The sequence below is a fragment of the Rhizohabitans arisaemae genome (assembly GCF_025996515.1).
In the GTDB taxonomy this organism is placed as follows: domain Bacteria; phylum Actinomycetota; class Actinomycetes; order Streptosporangiales; family Streptosporangiaceae; genus Rhizohabitans; species Rhizohabitans arisaemae.
The window spans coordinates 718,342-736,859 of record NZ_BLRH01000009.1; the positions used below are offsets into that span (position 1 = coordinate 718,342).

Consider the following 18,518-nt stretch of genomic DNA (forward strand, 5'->3'; position numbering starts at 1 on the left):
GCCGCGAAGCCGGGCGGGAGTCCGGCCCCGCCGTGGGATCGCCCGTCTCCACCGAGGTTCTGGAACAGATGAAGACTGAAATTTTGGGATTTTTCAGCTTTCACATGGCTCTGTTGGTGTACGGGCGCCGCGCCGGGGCAGGAGACCCGCTCCCGGGGCCCGGCGCAGCCCGTACCACCCGTGATCGTTGCGCTCTGCGCCCACCCCGGGGTGCGAACACCACAATGATCACGCAAACCCCGGCCCCGGCACCCCGACGCAACCGGCACCGCCCGCCTGGCGGAGCCCGTACCGTCCATGATCATCACACTCTGTGAGGGATGTATCCGTTGCAAGCGTTCTGCAAGGTGATGTCCGATAACGTATGACCTGGGGAAACGGTCTTCCCCTTTACGGAACCCCTGATCTGCCTCAGCCGTTGGCGGGTCAGAGCCCGCAATCCCCAGCTCGAAAGGTACTTAGATGATCTTCAGGAAGCTGAAGGCCGCGTTCGGCGCCGGTGTCGACGTCGACACCGTCCTGCAGAACGCCCAGGTGCGCCCAGGCGACCTGCTCCGTGGACAGGTCAACTTCCGCAGCGAGTCGACGGACTACAGCGTCGACGCGATCACCCTCGACCTCATCGCCGAAGTCGAGGTCGAATCCGGGGACAGCGAGTACAAGACGAACTACAGCTTCAGCCGGACGACCGTCGCAAGCCGGTTCAAGCTGGCGGCGGGATCCGCCCAGTCGATCCCGTTCGAGATCCCCGTCCCGTGGGAGACCCCGATCAGCGCCGTCAACGGCCAGCCGCTGCGCGGCATGAAGCTCGGCGTCAAGACCGAGCTGGAGCTCGCCGGATCCCTGGACAAGGGCGACCTGGACCCGCTGTTCGTCAACCCGCTCCCCGCCCAGGAGCGCTTCATGCGCGCCACCGACCAGCTCGGCTTCGGGTTCAAGAAGGCCGACCTGGAGAAAGGCACCCTCGTCGGCTCGCAGATGCCGTTCTTCCAGGAGATCGAGTACTACGCGAGCCGCGAGTTCCGCGGCTCCTTCAACGAGCTTGAGGTCACCTTCATCGCGAGCCCCTCGGCCGTCGACGTCATCCTCGAAGTCGACAAGCGCGGCGCCTTCGGCGGCAGCCACGACGCCTACGACCGGTTCACCATGGGCCACCAGGACCAGGGTGACTTCGCCGGCGCCCTGCGCAACCGGCTCAACGCCCTCGCCAACAAGCGCAAGGGCCTATTCGGCTAACTCCTGCCAGACCTCGGCCACCTGGACGTCCAGGGAGTCCGGCGACCCGTTGTTGTCGATCACGATGTCGGCGACGGCGAGCCGCTCCTCCCTGGTCGCCTGGGCCGCCATCCGCGCCTTGGCGTCCGTCTCGGACATCCCGCGCAGCCGGGTCAACCGGTCCAGGCGCACGTCCTCCGACGTGTCCACCACGATGACCAGGTCGTAGAGCGACTCCAGCGAGTTCTCCACCAGGAGCGGGACGTCGTGCACGACCACCGCGTCCGCCGGCGCCGCCTCCTGCAACTCCGTCGAACGCGCCCGGACCAGCGGATGCACGATCGCGTTCAACGCCGCCAGGCGCTCGGGATCGGCGAAGACCACGGCGCCGAGCCGCCCCCGGTCCAGCGTGCCGTCCGGCCGCAGCACGGACTCCCCGAACTCGGCCACCACCCGGGCCAGCCCCGGGGTCCCCGGCTCCACCACCTCGCGCGCGATCCGATCCGAGTCGATCACGATCGCCCCATGCTCGGCCAGGCGCCGCGTCACCTCGGTCTTGCCGGACCCGATACCTCCGGTCAGTCCCACCTTCACGGGCCCACAGCATACCGATCCGCGCCGTCCCGGCCGCCCTTGCGCAGCTGGACGAGGAAGAGGTGGTCGTCCACCCGCTCCCGGCCGGTCTCCCGGTAGCCGAGCCGCCGGAACAGCCGCAGGCTCGACTCCGACTGGTGCCCGACGGAGAGCGAGTACACCTCCGCCTCGAACCCGGCCTCCACCGCCGCCACCAGCGCTGCACCGATCCGGCGTCCCCGCAGGTCCGGGGCGACGAACAGCCGGCTGATCACACAGGTCCGCTCGATCACGCGGGCCCGTACCGCCCCGGCGATCCGGTCGCCCACACTCGCCTTGACCACCGTGCCGTCGCGGACAAACCCCTGCATCTGCTCCAGGGACTCCACCAGCGCCGGGATGAACGGATCGCCGTACAGCTGCGCCTCGGCGACGTAAGCCGCCCGCTGCAGCGTCAGCAGCTCCCCCACGTCCCCCGGCTCGGCGGGCCGGATCACCGGCACCACCGCCGACGAAGATCCACCACTCACCCGCGCAACCCTACGACCGCACCCCCGCACCGGTCGACCGGTTCCCGATCATTCCCCCGAATCCCGACCCGGTACGGCTCACGCCGCCTAAGGCCGTACCGGAGCGGATACCCCAGGCCGGGGCACAGCCAAAACCCTGTGATCGTTGCGCTCTCCGCACCTCAAAGGGCTCACACACCACAACGATCACCCCGGCGCCGTACGGGCCACCGCCACTCGAGCCCGGAAGGCCACCGGGATCGGCCCGGCACCACCCGTACCCCCTGCGCATAGACGATCATTGCGCTCTCCGCATCCCACAGAGTGTGCAGAAGACAAGGATCAGCCGGGCGCCACGCCGGGCGCCGCCGATCAAGCCCGGACATCAAAGGGCTCACACACCACAACGATCACCCCGGCGCCGTACGGGCCACCGCCACTCGAGCCCGGAAGGCCACCGGGATCGGCCCGGCACCGCCCGTACCCCCTGCGCATAGACGATCATTGCGCTCTCCGCACCCCATGGAGTGCGCAGAACACAAGGATCAGCCGAACACCACGCCGGTCGCCGCCGATCAAGCCCGGACATCCCGACAGAGCAGGCAGCACCTACGCCTCCGCGCCCGTCAAGGCTTGGCGCCGGGAAGGAGGGTTTTGCGAAGCTCGCGGCATTGTCGTCACAGCGCGCCCGCTTTCTTGAGCGGTGCAGTGGCGGCGGCCTGCGTACTGTCCGGGTGATCATTGCAGTCTGTGCCCCCTGGAGGTTGCGTACAGCGCAACGATCACCCGGGCCGGGGGTGTACGGGCCACGCCAGGCCGATCTCGGTGGTGACCTCGGCTTGATCTGAAACGAAGAGGACCCCGTCCGTAGACGGGGTCCTCTTACGCTTGTTCGGTTAGCTCTGGCCGCCGGAGAGCTTCTCGCGCAGAGCGGCGAGAGCCTCGTCGGAGGCGAGGGCGCCACCGGTCGACTGGCTGGTGCCGCCGGCCGGAGGGGTCTCACCGGAGTAGGTGGACGGCCCGGCCGCCTCGGCCTCCTCGCTGCGGGCCTTCTCGACCTGCTTGCGGTGAGCCTCGAAGCGTCCCTGGGCCTCGGCGTACTGCCGCTCCCACTCCTCGCGCTGCTTGTCGAACCCTTCGAGCCACTCGCCCGTCTCGGGGTCGAAGCCGTCGGGGTAGATGTAGTTGCCCTGGTCGTCGTAGGTCGCCGCCATGCCGTACAGCGTGGGGTCGAACTCGACGTCGGCACCCGCCGCACCCTCGTTGGCCTGCTTGAGCGAGAGGGAGATCCGGCGCCGGTCGAGGTCGATGTCGATGATCTTCACGAAGATCTCGTCGCCGACCTGGACGACCTGCTCGGGGATCTCCACGTGGCGCTCGGCCAGCTCGGAGATGTGGACGAGGCCCTCGATGCCCTCCTCGACCCGGACGAACGCACCGAACGGCACCAGCTTGGTGACCCGGCCGGGGACGACCTGGCCGATCTGGTGGGTACGGGCGAACTGCTGCCAGGGGTCCTCCTGCGTCGCCTTGAGCGACAGGGAGACCCGCTCGCGCTCCATGTCGACGTCGAGAACCTCGACGGTGACCTCCTGGCCGACCTCGACGACCTCTGAGGGGTGGTCGATGTGCTTCCAGGAGAGCTCGGAGACGTGGACGAGTCCGTCGACGCCGCCGAGGTCCACGAACGCACCGAAGTTGACGATCGAGGAGACGACGCCCTTGCGGACCTGTCCCTTCTGGAGGGTGTTGAGGAAGGTCTGGCGGACCTCGGACTGGGTCTGCTCCAGCCAGGCGCGACGGGACAGGACCACGTTGTTGCGGTTCTTGTCCAGCTCGATGATCTTGGCTTCGAGCTCACGGCCCACATAGGGCTGGAGGTCACGCACACGGCGCATCTCGACGAGAGACGCCGGAAGGAAGCCACGGAGGCCGATGTCGAGGATGAGACCACCCTTGACGACCTCGATGACGGTTCCGGTGACGATCCCGTCCTCGTCCTTGATCTTCTCGATCGTGCCCCAGGCGCGCTCGTACTGCGCGCGCTTCTTGGACAGGATCAGCCGACCCTCCTTGTCCTCCTTCTGGAGAACGAGGGCTTCGACGTGGTCACCGACAGTGACGACCTCGTTGGGGTCGACGTCGTGTTTGATCGAGAGCTCTCGCGAGGGGATGACACCCTCGGTCTTGTAGCCGATGTCGAGCAAGACCTCGTCTCGATCGACCTTGACGACGGTGCCCTCGACAATGTCGCCGTCGTTGAAGTACTTGATGGTCTCGTCGATCGCTGCGAGGAAGGCTTCCTCGGACCCGATGTCGTTGACCGCTACCTGCGGGGTGGTCGAGGTGGCCTCGGTGCTGCTCGTCATGTGTGGAATGGCTCCGAACGCGGACAGAAGTCGATTTTGCCGTGCGCGTAGGGCCCTCTATCGTTCTGCCGAGCGGCGATCCGATATCCGGAACCTGGTCGACATGACCGAGCGCAAGCCCGCTCCGTCCGAGGCGTGTGCGAGCCCACAGCGCAGCGATCAGGATATGAGACCTTTGGGGTGCGGTCAATCGCAGGGCTCAATAGGGGTTGGCCCGGTCCTTCATTTTGGCACCGATATTACCCCCGAGCGCCCCCGGAAAGGAGATCTTCTGCGGATCTCCGTCGGAGGTGTACAGCCGGTCCGGATGCCTGTCCAGCCAGGAGAGCCAGTAGTCCGAACACCAGCGGCGGCACTCCCCCTTCCTCCCGTTGGACTGGATCCGCTGGATGGCTCCAGGATCGAATCCCTTCGCATACGGCGAGACCGACGGCTCGGCACCGGCGAGAAAAACTCCCGCAAAATCATAGAGGACTCCGTCCCAGGTCCCCTTCCGAGCCCACCCGGGACGCTTGGGCATGGCCCCGTACGGCAGCGCCAGCGTGGACGGGTCGCCGCCGCCGAGCTGCCGGACCAGGCGCTGCGTCCGCGCGATCTGCTCGGCCACCTTCCGATGCTTGAGGGAACGCAGCAGCGGATGGTCCCAGGTGTGGTTTCCCACCTCGAACCCTTGCCGGCGCAGCCACTGCACGGCTCGCGCCTGGTCCTTGCGGTCCCGCAGGCCGAACGGATACCCGTTCACCCAGAACGTCGCGACCGGGCGGAACGAGGGGTACTCCCGCGCCACCTCGTACAGGACCTCCACCGCGGTCCCCTTCTTCGGCAGGTCGTCGTCGCCGAGCCCGAAGTGACTGGGATGCCCGTCGTCGAAGGTGAGCACCACCGGGTGCGAGCCGGCCGGGATCTCCATCCGCCCGGTCGCGAACTCGGTCGCGGTCACCGGGACGAAACCGGATCGAGCCAGCCGGACGAACTCGGCACGGAGCTGACCGGGCGTACGGTCCAGGGAGACCAGGCGCTTGCGCAGGATCCGGTGATACATCAGGACCGGCACCAGACCGAGCTCGTTCGCCTGCGCCGCGGCGGCCGACTCCCGTGTCGCGTCCACCGGAGGCGGCAGCGTCGGCTGCGGGAGCCGCGGTGTCGGTGCGGGTTCCGGTGCCGTGGGGGTCTCAACGGCGCCGGGGGTAGCGACCGGGTCCGGTTCGACCTGCGCCGCCGAGAGGACGACGGTGGCGGCCACCAGGACCAGCAGATTGGCAATACCGACAGTACGCACCAAAAAGGTGTTTCGACCCCGACCCATTCACATCACCCTAGGACAGTCACTCCTGTCCCGTTGACCACCGACACCCGGGTGACACCCCAAGATCGTCACTGTGATCGGCATAGCCCCGCCCTGTCCCACCGGAGTGGCGACACCGCCACCGAGCGACATCCGACCAGCTCAACGCCGTGAACCACCCGAACCCGTCGACGTACGCGACCCCGATCATCCCTGCTCGCGGATCGCAGTCCAGCGCTACAAAGTCTGAAAAATCAGGGAGAAATCCGAATCACCAAGTGACGCAGAGGGACAGAACGGGCGGTACGCCTACCTAGGCGTCCGTGTGCAGGTATCCGAACGTCCGATTCCGAGTCCACTACGTGTGCGTCCCATGCCGCCGCAGCCACAAGTACCGATGGGACCATGCCGAACACCGCTCCCCAGGCTGCCGGGTACCGATGATCTCCGCCGGAAACAACTTCGCCGCACCCCGGAAGGGAGACACCCGCAGCTGGGCGGCGGTCGCCGCGGTTCTGGAGGCGGGCCTAACCTATGACGGCTTCGAAACCTGCGGCTGCGGCAGACAACCCAACCCCCGCCCCCGCACCGGCGCCCAGGTCCGAGCCCGACTCCGCGCGGGCACACGCGCGGGCCTGACCGAACCCAAGGCTCTCACCCTCCGCGACCCAGCCGACGCCCACCGCTAGACCGCACCCCCACATCGTGGGCCGGGTCGTGATCTCTCCAGCGATGATCTGTGGCGAGTTAGTCCTCCTGCTCGCCGCATGCCAGGGAGCGTTGCGATCCCTCCAGGGATGATCTGTGGCATCCCGTCGAATGAGGGGGCATTGCCATGGCCGCGTTGCGATCCCCCCAGGGATGATCTGTGGCCGCAACCGCATCTCTGATCAACATCGGGACCTTCCGTTGCGATCCCTCCAGGGATGATCTGTGGCGCGTGGAGCTGGGTCGGCGACTTCGGCGTTCCGTCGTTGCGATCCCTCCAGGGATGATCTGTGGCTCAAGGAGCCGCCGTGTACGCCGTGGCCGTCCACAGGTTGCGATCCCTCCAGGGATGATCTGTGGCCCCTGGATGGCACGGTGGCACGCTCGCCAGAGTTGTTGCGATCCCTCCAGGGATGATCTGTGGCCCGAGGGTAAAGTCGCAGGTCAGGGTGGTAGTTGCAAGTGGTTGTGGGGCGTTTCTTGCAGCGACCCGGCGGTAGTGCATCGTTGCAGGTCAGACCTTGATCGAATTGCGGGACGGGTGGGCTTGGCCCGGGTCCGTCGTCGCGGTCTTGGATGGGCCACCTTGTGGGATCCGGCGGTCGGGTACCGGCCGGAACTCGCTGAGGCGTTGGGTGAGTGGCCCCGGCCAGGTTGAGCCTGGCCGGGGTGGGGTCTTAGTGGCCGGCGTCTTCCCAGGTGCGGCCTACGCCGATGGAGACGCTGAGGGGGACCCGGAGGTCGTGGGCGCCGCCCATGCGGAGGGAGACGAGCTCCTTGAGCGGCTCCAGTTCGCCGGGGGCGACCTCGAAGACGAGTTCGTCGTGGACTTGGAGGAGCATGCGGGAGCGCAGGCCCTCCTCGTCGATGGCGCGCTGGACGTCGAGCATGGCGACCTTGACGATGTCGGCGGCGGAGCCCTGGATGGGGGCGTTCAGCGCCATCCGCTCGGCCATCTCCCGGCGCTGCCGGTTGTCGCTGCTGAGGTCGGGCAGGTAGCGGCGGCGGCCCATGATGGTCTCGGTGTAGCCGTCCTGCCGGGCCTGGGCGACGATCGCCTCCAGGTAGTCGCGGACCTTGCCGAACTCCTCGAAGTACTCCTCCTTGAGCGCCCGCGCCTCGGAGGTGGAGATGCCGAGCTGCCCGGAGAGGCCGAAGTCGGAGAGTCCGTAGGCGAGGCCGTAGTTCATCGCCTTGATCCGGCTGCGCAGCTCGTGGCCGACCTGCTCGGGCGGGAGGTCGAAGACCCGCGCCGCGATGGTCTGGTGGAAGTCGTGCCCGGAGGCGAACGATTCGATCAGCGACCCGTCTTCGGACAGGTGCGCCATGATGCGCAGCTCGATCTGGCTGTAGTCGGCGGTGAGCAGGCACTCGTACCCCTCCCCCACGACGAAGCCCTGCCGGATCCGGCGGCCCTCGGCCGTGCGGATCGGGATGTTCTGCAGGTTGGGCTTCTCGGAGGAGAGGCGGCCGGTGGCCGCGACGATCTGGTTGAACGTGGTGTGGATCCGCCCGTCGTCGGCGATCTCCTTGACGAGTCCCTCGACGGTGGTGCGGAGCTTGGTCTGGTCCCGGTGCCGGAGCAGGATCACCGGGAGCTCGTGCTCGGTCTGCCCGGCGAGCCAGGCGAGCGCGTCGGCGTCGGTGGTGTACCCGGTCTTGATCCGCTTGGTCTTGGGCAGGCCCAGCTTGACGAAGAGGATCTCCTGCAGCTGCTTGGGGGAACCCAGGTTGAACTGCTCGCCGACGGCCTTGTGCGCCTCTTCGACGGCCTGCTTGACCGCGGCGCCGAATTCGGCTTCCAGGCCCGCGAAGTACGGCCGGTCGGCGGCGATCCCGGCCGCCTCCATCCGGGCGAGCACCCGGACCAGCGGCAGCTCGACCTCGCGCAGCAACCGGGTCGCGCCGCGGTTCTCCAGGTCGGCTTCGAGGGCGTCGGCGAGCTCCCGCACCGCGAAGGCCTGCAGCGCGAGGTCGCGGGCGTGGTCCTCCTCGCCGGAGCCGTCCAGGGTGAGCTGTCCCGACGGGTCGGCCTGCTGCCGGAGCTCGCGCTGGAGGTACCGCAGGACCAGGTCGTCCAGCGGGAAGGAGCGCTGCCCGGGGAGCGCCAGGTAGGCGGCGAGCGCGGTGTCGCAGCTGAGCCCGGCGAGGTCGAGTCCGCGCGACCAGAGGGCGAGCATCGGCCCCTTGACGTCGTGGACGGTCTTGTCCCGCGTCTCGTCGGCGAGCCAGGCCGCGAGCGCCCGTTCGTCGGCTTCGGCCAGCGCGGTCAGGTCGAGGAAGGCCGCCGCACCGCCGGGCACCGCGACGGCCAGCCCGTCGAGGTCGCCGGTGCCGCTGCCCCAGGTGCCGCGGAAGGCGAGCCCGCTGCGGCCCTCGCCGACGGCGTGCTCGTTCAGCCAGGCTTCCACCTGACCGGGGCCGAGCACGGTCAGGTCGACCTCGAAGCCTTCCTCGGCTTCGGGCTCGGCGGTGGACAGGCTGGCGTAGAGCCGGTCGCGCAGCACCCGGAACTGGAGGGTGTCGAACAGCTTGTGGATCTCGTCTCGGTCCCACTGCCCCATCCGCAGCGAGCCCACCTCGGCGTCCAGCGGCACGTCCCGGCGGAGCTCGGTGAGCTGCCGGTTGGTCATCGCCTGCCCGAGGTGCTCGCGCAGCTTGTCGCCGACCTTCCCCTTGACCTCGTCGACCCGGTTGACCAGCTCCTCGAAGGAGCCGAACTCGACGATCCACTTGGCCGCGGTCTTCTCGCCCACGCCGGGGATGCTCTTGAGGTTGTCGCTGGGGTCGCCGCGCAGCGCCGCGAAGTCGGGGTACTGACGCGGCGTCAGCCCGTACTTCTCCACGACGGCCTCGGGGGTGAACCGGGTCATGTCGCTGATGCCGCGCCTGGTCATCAGGACGGTGATCCGCTCGTCCACCAGCTGGAGGGTGTCCCGGTCGCCGGTCACCACGAGCGCGTCCATGCCGACGGCCGCGGCCTGGGTGGCCAGGGTGGCGATGAGGTCGTCGGCTTCGTACCCGGCCAGGGACAGGTGGGGGACGCGGAGCGCGTCCAGCACCTCGAAGATCAGGCTGACCTGGCCCTTGAAGTCGTCGGGGGTCTCCGAACGGTTCGCCTTGTACTCGGCATAGGTCTCATGCCGGAAGGTCGGCTCCGACCGGTCGAAGCAGACCACGACGTGGGTGGGCCGCTCGTCCCGGAGCACGTTGATGAGCATCGAGGTGAAACCGTAGACCGCGTTCGTCTTCTGCCCGGTGGTGGTCGCCATGTCCACGTCCTTCAGGGCGAAGAACGCGCGGTAGGCGAGCGAATGCCCGTCGAGCAGCAGCAGGCGATCCCGGCTCTCGGCCTGGCTTGGGGTCGATTCCGTCATCGGCACAACAGCATCCTAGGCTGCGCCTCAGACAGAAACACCGAGTTCACGGTGACACCACGGCGGCACACCAAGGGAGAGCCGATCTTGACCAAGATGGACCCTGAGGAATTGGAGCGGCTTACCCGGGTTTTCGGGGAGGCGCACGGCGACCTGACCAAGCGGATGGGCATCGAGATCCTGGCGGCGAGCGCCGAACGGGTGGTCGCCACGATGCCGGTGGAGGGCAACACCCAGCCGTACGGGGTGCTGCACGGCGGGGCGAGCTGCGTGCTGGCCGAGACCATCGGCTCCATCGGGGCGGCGCTCCACGCCGGTCCCGAGCGGATCGCCATGGGGATCGACATCAACGCCACCCACCACTGGCCGGCCACGGAGGGACTCGTCACCGCCGTCGCGACCCGGGCGCACGCGGGCCGGACCCTGGCCACCTACGAGGTCGTGATCCGCGACGACCAGGACCAGCGGATCTGCACCGCCCGCATCACCTGCATGCTGCGCGACCGCTGACCCCGTTTCCGGACGGATCACCCGTCCCATGGAGTTACAACATTTAAGGGACAGCTTTCGACTCCCTTTGCGCTCCCGCCCCACGCGTCGCTAGCGTTGGATGTTGAAGGTGCCCGGGGTGACTGAGTAGAAAACGCGCGAAACCGGGGAGGTTCCGCACGGCGCCAAAGGTCACCCCCGGCCCGCAAACCCCGCGAACACCCGGCCGGGTGCCGCTCGGCCCTTCGCCTCGCGCATCCGGTCGTGGCGGCTCCCACGGCCCGTCGTCCGGGTCTATGCCCCAAAGAGACGACGAACCCGCCTCAGGCCGTACGGAACATCCAAAAACCTTCAAACCGGTGCGACGACCAGCCCCATAGTCCGTGACCCTTACGACGTACGGACCCTGCGGGTCGGCGCACCACCGCGGCGGCGATCCACGCGGCCGGCCGACGGACACACGCTCCGCAGACACAACGAACCCGCCGCAGGCCGTACCAAACTCCCCGAACACCCTTCTCAAACCGGTGCGACGACCATCGCCTGCTCCATGACCCCCAACGACGTACGGATCTCACGGGTCGGCGCACCACGGAGCCGATCCACGCGGCCGGCCGGCGGACACACGCTCCGCAGACACGACGAACCCGCCGCAGGCCGTACCGGACTCTCCGAAAACCCGTGATCCCGGTGGGGTACGGACCCTGCGGGTCGGCACGCCACCGGGATCACGGGGCAGGCTAGAGCACCTTGGACAGGAACGCCTTGGTGCGCTGATGCTGCGGACTGGTGAGGACGTCCAGCGGGACGCCCTTCTCCACCACGACGCCGTCGTCCATGAAGACGAGGGAGTCGCCGACCTCGCGGGCGAACCCCATCTCATGCGTGACGACGATCATGGTCATGCCGTCGCGGGCGAGGTCCCGCATGACGTCGAGGACCTCGCCGACCAGCTCGGGGTCGAGCGCGGACGTCGGCTCGTCGAAGAGCATCAGCTTGGGCTTCATGGCCAGGGCCCGGGCGATCGCGACCCGCTGCTGCTGGCCGCCGGAGAGCTGGGCGGGATAGCTCCCGCTCTTGGCCCCGAGGCCGACCCGATCCAGGAGTTCCCCGGCGCGGATCCGCACCTCCTTGGCGTTCTCCCCCTTGACCCGGACGGGCGCCTCCATCACGTTCTCCAGCGCCGTCATGTGCGGGAAGAGGTTGAACCGCTGGAAGACCATGCCGATGTCCCGGCGCTGGGCGGCCACCTCCTTCTCCCGGAGTTCGTAGAGCTTGTCGCCTTTCTGGCGGTAGCCCACCAGCTGCCCGTCGACCCAGAGCCGCCCCGCGTTGACCTTCTCCAGGTGGTTGACGCACCGCAGGAAGGTCGACTTGCCGGAGCCGGAGGGGCCGACGACGCACATCACCTCGCCGGACTGAACCTCCAGGTCGATCCCCTTGAGCACCTCCACGCTGCCGAAACGCTTGCAGACCCGCTCGGCCTTGACCATCGGCCGACCCTGCTCGCTCACGCGGCACCTCCGCTTCCCCCGACAAGCCGGGCCCGCAGCCCGCGTCCGGCGTCACCCTGGACGGACCCCTTGGCGTAGTACCGCTCCAGGTAGTACTGACCGATCATCAGGACCGAGGAGAGCGCCAGGTACCAGATGCACGCCATGATCAGCATAGGGATGATCTGGTAGGTGCTGGAGTAGATCGTCTGCGCGGTGAAGGTCAGTTCGAGGTACGGGACGGCCGTCACCAACGACGTGTTCTTCAGCATCGAGATGGTCTCGTTGCCGGTCGGCGGGACGATGACCCGCATCGCCTGCGGGAGCACGATCCGCCGCATCGTCAGCATCCGGCCCATCCCGAGCGCGTGCGCGGCCTCCTGCTGGCCCGGGTCGACCGACAGGATGCCGGCACGCACGATCTCGGCCATGTAGGCCGCCTCGTTCAGGATCAGGCCGATCGCGGCCGCGGCCGCCGCGCTGTAGAGCGCATTGGTCTCCCACGACGCGAACTGGGGCCCGAAGGGGATGCCGATGCCGAGCGCGGGGAACAGGGCGCCGATGTTCCCCCAGATCAGCAGCTGGGTGTAGAGCGGGGTCCCCCGGAAGATCCAGAGGTAGAGCCAGGCGGCCCAGCGCAGCAGCGGGTTGGCGGACAGCCGCATGAGGGCGAGCCCGATGCCGAGCAGCACCCCGCCCACCATGGCCGCGAGGGTGAGCCAGATCGTGTTCCGCACCCCGTTGAGCACCGGCTCGGCGAACAGGTACTTCCACTGCTCGGACCAGTTGTAGGCCTCGTTGGTGAGCAGGTTGTTGACGAGCATCGCCACCAGGACCGCGACGACGGCGGCGGCGACCCAGCGGCCTGGGTGGCGGACGGGGACGGCCCGGATGGTCTCCGGTTCGCCCACCGTCACCTGATCGTCCTTGGCGTTCACGCGGCTAGCTCTGGGCGCCGTTGATCACAGGGTCGGCGATGGCGCCGTCGGCGACACCCCACTTGTCCAGGATCTGCTTGTAGGTGCCGTCGGCGATGAGCGCCTTGAGCGCGGCGAGGACGGCGTCCTTCATCTGCCCCCCGGACTTGGGGATGGCGACGCCGTAGGGCGCGGTGTCGTACGACTGGCCGACGATCTCCAGCTTGTCCCCGGTCTGCTTCACCGCGTAGCCCACGATCGGGGAGTCGGCCAGCATTCCGTCGATCTTGCCCGACACCAGGTCGGCGTTGACCTCCGTCTGGTTCTTGCGGACGACCGACTCGATGGCCGGCTTGCCGGCCCCGGTGCACTTCTCGCTCCGGGCCTTGAGGTCGTCGACCTGGACGGTGCCCTGCTGGACGCCGATCTTCTTCCCGCAGGCGTCGTCGACGTTGAGCGACTTGGGGTTCCCCTTGGCCACGGCCCACGCGGTGCCCGCGGAGTAGTAGGTCACGAAGTCGACGACCTTCTCGCGCTCCTTGTTGTCGGTGAAGGAGGAGAGGCCGAGCTCGTACTTGCCGGACTGCAGGCCCGGGATGATCGTGTCGAAGCCGGCGTTCTCGAACTGCGCCTGGAGCCCGAGCTTCTGCGCGAGCGCCTCACCGAGATCGACCTCCCAGCCCACGATCTTCTGGGTGGCGGGGTCGATCGACTCGTTCGGCGGATACGAGGCGTCGGTCCCGAAGAGGAGCTTCCCGTCGGACTTGACGGCATCGGGGAGCATCGCGCTGAACTCATTGCCGGCGGAACTCGACGGCGCGGACGGCGCGGAGCTCGGGGCCGCCTGCTCCGTCCCACCGCCGCAGGCGGAGAGACCGAGGCCCACGGCCAGAGTGAGAGCGCCGACGACCATACGCCGACCGGGCACCGAACCAAGGACCACGATGTCCTCCCTTTTGAGACCTTCTGCGTTAAGGCTGTGAAATATCAAGACCTATCCTGCTAGGGGCATTCTGGACACACCCCACAACTGTGCAGGTCACCGGATTGAAACAATCGGACAACGGGCCTGGTACGAACTGCCCGCCGAATCCCCGGCGATATTGAAACCCCATGTGATCGTGTTTACAGTCGACGGGTGCGGAACCCCAGTCCGCTTCTGGCCGGCGTGTTCGCCGCCCTCCTCGCCGTGGCCGGCTGTACGGGCGACGCCGGGCCGAGCCGGACGCCGGGCCCCGGCGCGGCCGAGCCCACCCCCGCCTACGAGCTGACCCCCCGCCCGGTACGGCGCGACGAGGTCGCGCTCCGCGTCGCCCCCGTCTCCGACGGCGACACCGCGTTCACCCCGATCGGCCTGACCACCGGCCTGCCGTCGATCGTCGGCAGCCACGCGGACTTCGACGCCCAAGGAAGCTTCGTCCGCCTCCGGCTGGTCGTCGTCAACAACGGCCGGACCAACACCGTCCTCGACCCCCGGCGTCAGCTCCTCCTGGACTCCGCGGGCGCCGAGCACCGCCCCGACCCGCAGGCCATGACGATCAAGCGCCAGCCGATCGAGCCGTTCAGCCTCGGCGCCTCCGTCCGCCTGGAGTTCGACCTCTGGTACGACATCCCCGCCGGAGCCGTACCCGCCGCCCTCCGCGCCTACGGCGGCGCGAGCCTCACCGACGGCAAGGACCTCGTGGGCACCGACATCCCCCTCCCCCGCTAACCGCGCCCGCACCTGTCGGCGGAACCCCCAAGGTCGCAAGCACGGCTGGATCTTGGGTGCCCGAGTCGCTACGTCCGCACTTCGCACGCCGTGTTCTTTGCGGCGGGCGAATGCGCGCGGGGGTTTGTGCCGCGCGGCTTTTGTGCGGCACAAACCCCCGCGGTCGATGTCGGATAACACGAGCGATGCCGTGGACGGAGGGGAAGTCCGTCCACGGCATCGGTCGTTATGGTGGTTCGCCCGTGGGGGTCAGCCGGTTTCGGAGGTTTCCTCCTCCGGCTGGCCGAGGTCGCCGCCGAGGTAGGCGGCGCGGACCTCCGGGTCGTTCAGGAGATCGGCGGCGGGGGCGCTCTTGAGCACCTGGCCGGTCTCCAGAACATAGGCGCGGTGCGCGAGCTGGAGCGCCTGGGAGGCGTTCTGCTCGACGAGGAGCACCGTGGTGCCCCGCCTGTTGATCTCCCTGATGATGTCGAAGATCTGGGCGACGAGGAGCGGGGCGAGACCCATGGAGGGCTCGTCCAGCAGCAGCACCCGGGGCTTGGTCATCAGCGCGCGGCCGATGGCGACCATCTGCTGCTCACCGCCGGACATGGTCCCGCCGAACTGCGTCTTGCGCTCCGCGAGCCGGGGGAACAGCCCGTAGACCTCCTCCAGGTCCTTGCTGAGGTCGCCCTTGCGGGCGTAGGCGCCCATCAGCAGGTTCTCGTGGACGGTCATGCCGGGGAAGACGCCGCGGCCTTCCGGCGACTGCCCGATGCCGAGGAGGACCCGCTTGTGCCCGGGGACCTTGGTGATGTTCTTGCCCTGGAAGCGGATCGAACCGGAGGACACGGGGCGGAGCCCCGAGATCGTCTTCAGGGTGGTCGTCTTGCCGGCGCCGTTCGCACCGATCAAAGTGACGATCTCCCCTTCGTCGACCTCGAGCGAGATGCCCTTGAGCGCCTCGATCTTTCCGTAGTGGACACGCATGTCCGAGATCTCAAGAAGCATCGGCCGGAGCCCCCAGATACGCCTCGATGACCTTCGGGTTGTTCTGCACCTCGCGCGGAAGACCTTCAGCGATCTTCTGCCCGAAGTCGATCACCCCGATGTGGTCACTGATGTGCATGACCAGCGCCATGTCGTGCTCGATGAGCAGCACGGTGTGGCCGGAATCCCTGATCTTGCGGATGAGCTCCTGCAGGTCGAGCTTCTCCGCCGGGTTCATGCCCGCCGCCGGCTCGTCGAGGAGCAGCAGCTTGGGCTTGGTGGCCAGCGCCCGGGCGATCTCCAGCCTCCGCTGGTCGCCGTAGGGAAGGTTCTTGGCGAGTTCGTTCGCCCGGCCCGGGATCCCGACGAACTCGAGCAGGCGCAGGGCCTCCTCACGGCCGTTCTTCTCCTCCCGGCGGTGCCAGGGGAGCCCGAGGACCGCGCCGACCGCGCCGGTCCGGTGGTGGGCGTCGGCCCCCACCAGGACGTTCTCCATCGCCGTCATGTTGTGGAAGAGGCGGATGTTCTGGAACGTCCGGGCGATGCCGCGCTTGGTCACCTGGTAGCGCTTGAGGCCGCTGATCTTCGAGCCGTCGAAGTGGATCGAACCGCCGGTCGGCCGGTAGACGCCGGTCACCACGTTGAAGACCGTGGTCTTCCCCGCGCCGTTCGGGCCGATGAGCCCGAAGATCTCGCCTTCGCGGACCCGGAGCGCCACGTCCTTCAGCGCCACGACACCACCGAACCGCATGGTGACGTTCCGCATCTCCAGCAGTACGGGCCGCACATCCAGCGGCGCGTCGCCGTTCCGCTCGGCATCGGTCGTCGTCACTTGCCCACCTCCGCGGACGCCTCGGTGCCCGATCCCTCGGACAGCTCCGCTTTTCGTTGCCTCGACGGCAGCAGACCCTCCGGCCGCAGGGCCATCATGATCACCAGTGCCGCGCCGAAGGCGAGGATCCGGTAGTCGGCGAGGCCCCGGAAACGCTCGGGGAGCCAGGCGATGAGGAAGGCCCCGACCATGACCCCGGGAAGGTTGCCGGATCCGCCGAGGACCACGGCGGCCAGGATGGTGGCGGAGAGGATGAACGGGAAGTTGGCCGGCTGGATGGCGATGACCTTGCTCGCCCAGACCACACCGGTGAGCCCGCCGATCATGGCGCCGATGAAGAAGGCGAGCAGCTTGAACTTGAAGGTCGGGACGCCCATGATCTCGGCGGCGTCCTCGTCCTCCCGGATCGCCGTCCACGCCCGGCCGACCCGGCTGCGCTCCAGCCGCCGCGCAAAGATGATCACGGCGACGACCACGCCGACCAGCAGGTAGTAGTACGGAAGCGGGTCGAGCAGGAACTCCAGCCCGAACATGTTCGGCGGGTGCGGGATGTTGGTGATGCCCCGCGAGGCGCCGATGGCGTCGGTGTTCTCGGCGATGATCCTGACGATCTCACCGAAGCCCAGGGTCACGATCGCCAGATAGTCGCCGCGCAGCCTCAGGGTGGGTGCGCCGAGGATGATCCCCGACACCGCCGTCATGAGGATGCCGATGGGCAGGATCGCCCAGAAGTTCCAGCCGAACTTGGTCCCGATCAGCGCCATGTTGTACGCGCCGATGGCGTAGAAGGCGACGAACCCGAGGTCCAGCAGTCCGGCGTGGCCGACGACGATGTTCAGGCCGACGGCGAGCAGGATGTAGACGCCGATCGGGTTGAACAGCAGGGACGGCCAGTGGGTGTGCGGCGACATGAACGAGGCGAAGAAGTCGCTCGGCAGAATCAGCGCCAGCCCGATGAGCAGGACGTACACGGTCCACCGCTGCCACCAGGGCGCGTCGGCCCAACGGTCGCGGACCCGGTCCATGGCCCGGCCGAAGCCGCGCCGGGCGCCGGTCAGCGGGTTGCCGCTCTTCGCGGGTTTCTCGACAGCGGTCTTCATGCGCGGGCCACCTGAAGGGACTCACCGAGGATGCCGGTGGGACGGAACATGAGGATCACGACGAGCACGGTGAACGCGATCACGTCCTTCCAGGCGGAGCCGAAGAAGATCGCCCCCCAGTTCTCGATGAGACCCAGGGCCAGCCCGCCGAGCAGGGCGCCGCGCAGGTTGCCGATGCCGCCGAGGACCGCGGCGGTGAACGCCTTGATACCCAGGACGAAACCGATGTTGTATCGCGTCTCCTCGAACTGCAGGAGATAGAGAAGGCCGGCGATACCCGCCATGCAGCCACCGACGAAGAACGTGATGCGCACGATCCGGTCGATGTTGATGCCCATGAGCACGGCGGTCTCGGGGTTCTGCGCGGTGGCGCGGATGCCGCGGCCGATCCGGCTGCGGTTCACGAAGAAGTCCAGCGCGATCATCATGGCGATGGAGGCCACGATGACGATGAGGTGGTCGGGCCGCACGTCGGTGTTGCCCAGGGTGAAGAGCGGCTCCTTGTCCAAGAGCTGCTGGGTGCCGATGTTGTCGCGGCCGCGGGGGTGGTCGTACAGGTGCGGGATGACAACGATGGCGAAGAGTTCCTGCAGGAAGATCGAGGCGCCGATGGCGGAGATCAGCGCCGCCAACCGGGAGGATCCCTTCTTGCGAAGGGGCCGGTAGGCGATCTGTTCCAGGGCCACGGCCGCGGCACCGGAACCGACCATGGCAACCACGGAGAGCAGCAGGAGCAGCCCGATCAGGGCGATTCCGGACTGCGGTTCCGAGACCCCGAGGGTCATGATGACGGCGAGCCCGGAGAAGGTGCCGATCATGAAAATCTCGGAGTGAGCGAAGTTAATCAGCCGCAGGACGCCGTAGACCATGGTGTAGCCCAGGGCGATGAGCGCGTAAATCGCTCCCGCGGCAAGCCCCCCGACGGTGGAGGGGCCGAACTGATCGATAAAGTCGTTGAGCACGTTGGTCGC

General features: G+C 68.0%; 16 protein-coding genes and 1 CRISPR repeat array. Of the genes, 4 read left to right on the forward strand and 12 right to left on the reverse strand.

Going from position 1 to position 18,518, the window contains the following annotated elements; all coding sequences use genetic code 11:
* The first annotated feature begins 462 nt into the window (after positions 1 to 462).
* Entirely contained in the window at positions 463 to 1,236 is a 774-nt protein-coding gene (locus RUR_RS04105) for a sporulation protein (RefSeq protein WP_283133497.1), read from the forward strand.
* Here RUR_RS04105 and coaE read toward each other — a convergent pair.
* The 4 genes from coaE to RUR_RS04125 all read right to left on the reverse strand — a co-directional run bounded on the left by coaE (position 1,225) and on the right by RUR_RS04125 (position 5,945).
* Positions 1,225 to 1,803 carry a dephospho-CoA kinase gene (gene coaE, locus RUR_RS04110; protein ID WP_283134003.1) on the reverse strand — a complete coding sequence of 193 codons (579 nt, stop codon included), beginning with the start codon at positions 1,801 to 1,803 and terminating at the stop codon, positions 1,225 to 1,227. The two genes, RUR_RS04105 and coaE, sit on opposite strands and share 12 nt — an antisense overlap.
* Before the next feature lie 2 nt (positions 1,804 to 1,805).
* Entirely contained in the window at positions 1,806 to 2,318 is a 513-nt protein-coding gene (locus RUR_RS04115; RefSeq protein ID WP_283133498.1) for a GNAT family N-acetyltransferase, read from the reverse strand.
* An 875-nt stretch (positions 2,319 to 3,193) separates the two neighbouring features.
* Positions 3,194 to 4,666: a 30S ribosomal protein S1 gene (rpsA, locus tag RUR_RS04120; protein WP_283133499.1), complete on the reverse strand. Its 1,473-nt coding sequence runs from the start codon at positions 4,664 to 4,666 to the stop codon at positions 3,194 to 3,196.
* A 199-nt stretch (positions 4,667 to 4,865) separates the two neighbouring features.
* Positions 4,866 to 5,945 (reverse strand): polysaccharide deacetylase family protein, encoded by a 1,080-nt coding sequence (locus RUR_RS04125; protein ID WP_283133500.1) that lies wholly within the window; start codon positions 5,943 to 5,945, stop codon positions 4,866 to 4,868.
* Between the two features lie 446 nt (positions 5,946 to 6,391).
* Between RUR_RS04125 and RUR_RS04130 the strand changes: the two genes are divergently transcribed.
* A complete protein-coding gene (locus tag RUR_RS04130; RefSeq protein ID WP_283133501.1) occupies positions 6,392 to 6,640 on the forward strand; it encodes a hypothetical protein in 249 nt (82 codons plus the stop codon).
* Between the two features lie 25 nt (positions 6,641 to 6,665).
* A CRISPR array of direct repeats spans positions 6,666 to 7,084; the repeat unit is 30 nt; unit sequence GTTGCGATCCCTCCAGGGATGATCTGTGGC.
* Positions 7,085 to 7,336: 252 nt separating this feature from the next.
* On the opposite strand, the gene polA is transcribed toward RUR_RS04130, so the two are convergent.
* On the reverse strand, positions 7,337 to 10,036 hold the full coding sequence (gene polA / locus RUR_RS04135) for a DNA polymerase I (protein WP_283133502.1): 2,700 nt from the start codon (positions 10,034 to 10,036) through the stop codon (positions 7,337 to 7,339).
* 96 nt (positions 10,037 to 10,132) lie between these two features.
* Between polA and RUR_RS04140 the strand changes: the two genes are divergently transcribed.
* A complete protein-coding gene (locus RUR_RS04140; protein ID WP_283134004.1) occupies positions 10,133 to 10,546 on the forward strand; it encodes a PaaI family thioesterase in 414 nt (137 codons plus the stop codon).
* Positions 10,547 to 11,265: 719 nt separating this feature from the next.
* Here the strand turns inward: RUR_RS04140 and RUR_RS04145 are convergent.
* The 3 genes from RUR_RS04145 to RUR_RS04155 are packed head-to-tail and all read right to left on the reverse strand — an operon-like array spanning position 11,266 to position 13,878.
* Positions 11,266 to 12,018: an amino acid ABC transporter ATP-binding protein gene (locus RUR_RS04145; protein WP_283134005.1), complete on the reverse strand. Its 753-nt coding sequence runs from the start codon at positions 12,016 to 12,018 to the stop codon at positions 11,266 to 11,268.
* A 17-nt stretch (positions 12,019 to 12,035) separates the two neighbouring features.
* Positions 12,036 to 12,956 (reverse strand): amino acid ABC transporter permease, encoded by a 921-nt coding sequence (locus RUR_RS04150; protein WP_283133503.1) that lies wholly within the window; start codon positions 12,954 to 12,956, stop codon positions 12,036 to 12,038.
* 4 nt (positions 12,957 to 12,960) lie between these two features.
* Positions 12,961 to 13,878: an ABC transporter substrate-binding protein gene (locus RUR_RS04155; RefSeq protein ID WP_283133504.1), complete on the reverse strand. Its 918-nt coding sequence runs from the start codon at positions 13,876 to 13,878 to the stop codon at positions 12,961 to 12,963.
* A 195-nt stretch (positions 13,879 to 14,073) separates the two neighbouring features.
* On the opposite strand from RUR_RS04155, the gene RUR_RS04160 reads away from it, so the two are divergent.
* A complete protein-coding gene (locus tag RUR_RS04160; RefSeq protein ID WP_283133505.1) occupies positions 14,074 to 14,646 on the forward strand; it encodes a DUF4352 domain-containing protein in 573 nt (190 codons plus the stop codon).
* 249 nt (positions 14,647 to 14,895) lie between these two features.
* On the opposite strand, the gene RUR_RS04165 is transcribed toward RUR_RS04160, so the two are convergent.
* Genes RUR_RS04165 through RUR_RS04180 form a run of 4 tightly spaced genes read right to left on the reverse strand, consistent with a single transcriptional unit; the run spans position 14,896 to position 18,509 of the window.
* Positions 14,896 to 15,636 (reverse strand): ABC transporter ATP-binding protein, encoded by a 741-nt coding sequence (locus RUR_RS04165; protein WP_283133506.1) that lies wholly within the window; start codon positions 15,634 to 15,636, stop codon positions 14,896 to 14,898.
* Positions 15,626 to 16,447, reverse strand: a complete 822-nt coding sequence (locus tag RUR_RS04170) for an ABC transporter ATP-binding protein (protein WP_428846950.1) — start codon at positions 16,445 to 16,447, stop codon at positions 15,626 to 15,628. Before RUR_RS04170 ends, RUR_RS04165 begins: the two co-directional genes overlap by 11 nt.
* Positions 16,444 to 17,547 carry a branched-chain amino acid ABC transporter permease gene (locus RUR_RS04175; RefSeq protein ID WP_346349012.1) on the reverse strand — a complete coding sequence of 368 codons (1,104 nt, stop codon included), beginning with the start codon at positions 17,545 to 17,547 and terminating at the stop codon, positions 16,444 to 16,446. The genes RUR_RS04170 and RUR_RS04175 overlap by 4 nt, the downstream gene beginning before the upstream one ends.
* Positions 17,544 to 18,509 (reverse strand): branched-chain amino acid ABC transporter permease, encoded by a 966-nt coding sequence (locus RUR_RS04180; RefSeq protein WP_283133507.1) that lies wholly within the window; start codon positions 18,507 to 18,509, stop codon positions 17,544 to 17,546. Before RUR_RS04180 ends, RUR_RS04175 begins: the two co-directional genes overlap by 4 nt.
* Positions 18,510 to 18,518 lie beyond the last annotated feature (9 nt).

Bases quoted from the DNA above. Each gene is read 5' to 3' on its own strand.
- RUR_RS04105 (WP_283133497.1), top strand. From the start codon at position 463: ATGATCTTCAGGAAGCTGAAGGCCGCGTTCGGCGCCGGTGTCGACGTC.
- rpsA (WP_283133499.1), bottom strand. From the start codon at position 4,666: ATGACGAGCAGCACCGAGGCCACCTCGACCACCCCGCAGGTAGCGGTC.
- RUR_RS04130 (WP_283133501.1), top strand. From the start codon at position 6,392: ATGATCTCCGCCGGAAACAACTTCGCCGCACCCCGGAAGGGAGACACC.
- polA (WP_283133502.1), bottom strand. From the start codon at position 10,036: ATGACGGAATCGACCCCAAGCCAGGCCGAGAGCCGGGATCGCCTGCTG.
- RUR_RS04140 (WP_283134004.1), top strand. From the start codon at position 10,133: ATGGACCCTGAGGAATTGGAGCGGCTTACCCGGGTTTTCGGGGAGGCG.
- RUR_RS04145 (WP_283134005.1), bottom strand. From the start codon at position 12,018: ATGGTCAAGGCCGAGCGGGTCTGCAAGCGTTTCGGCAGCGTGGAGGTG.
- RUR_RS04165 (WP_283133506.1), bottom strand. From the start codon at position 15,636: ATGCTTCTTGAGATCTCGGACATGCGTGTCCACTACGGAAAGATCGAG.
- RUR_RS04175 (WP_346349012.1), bottom strand. From the start codon at position 17,547: ATGAAGACCGCTGTCGAGAAACCCGCGAAGAGCGGCAACCCGCTGACC.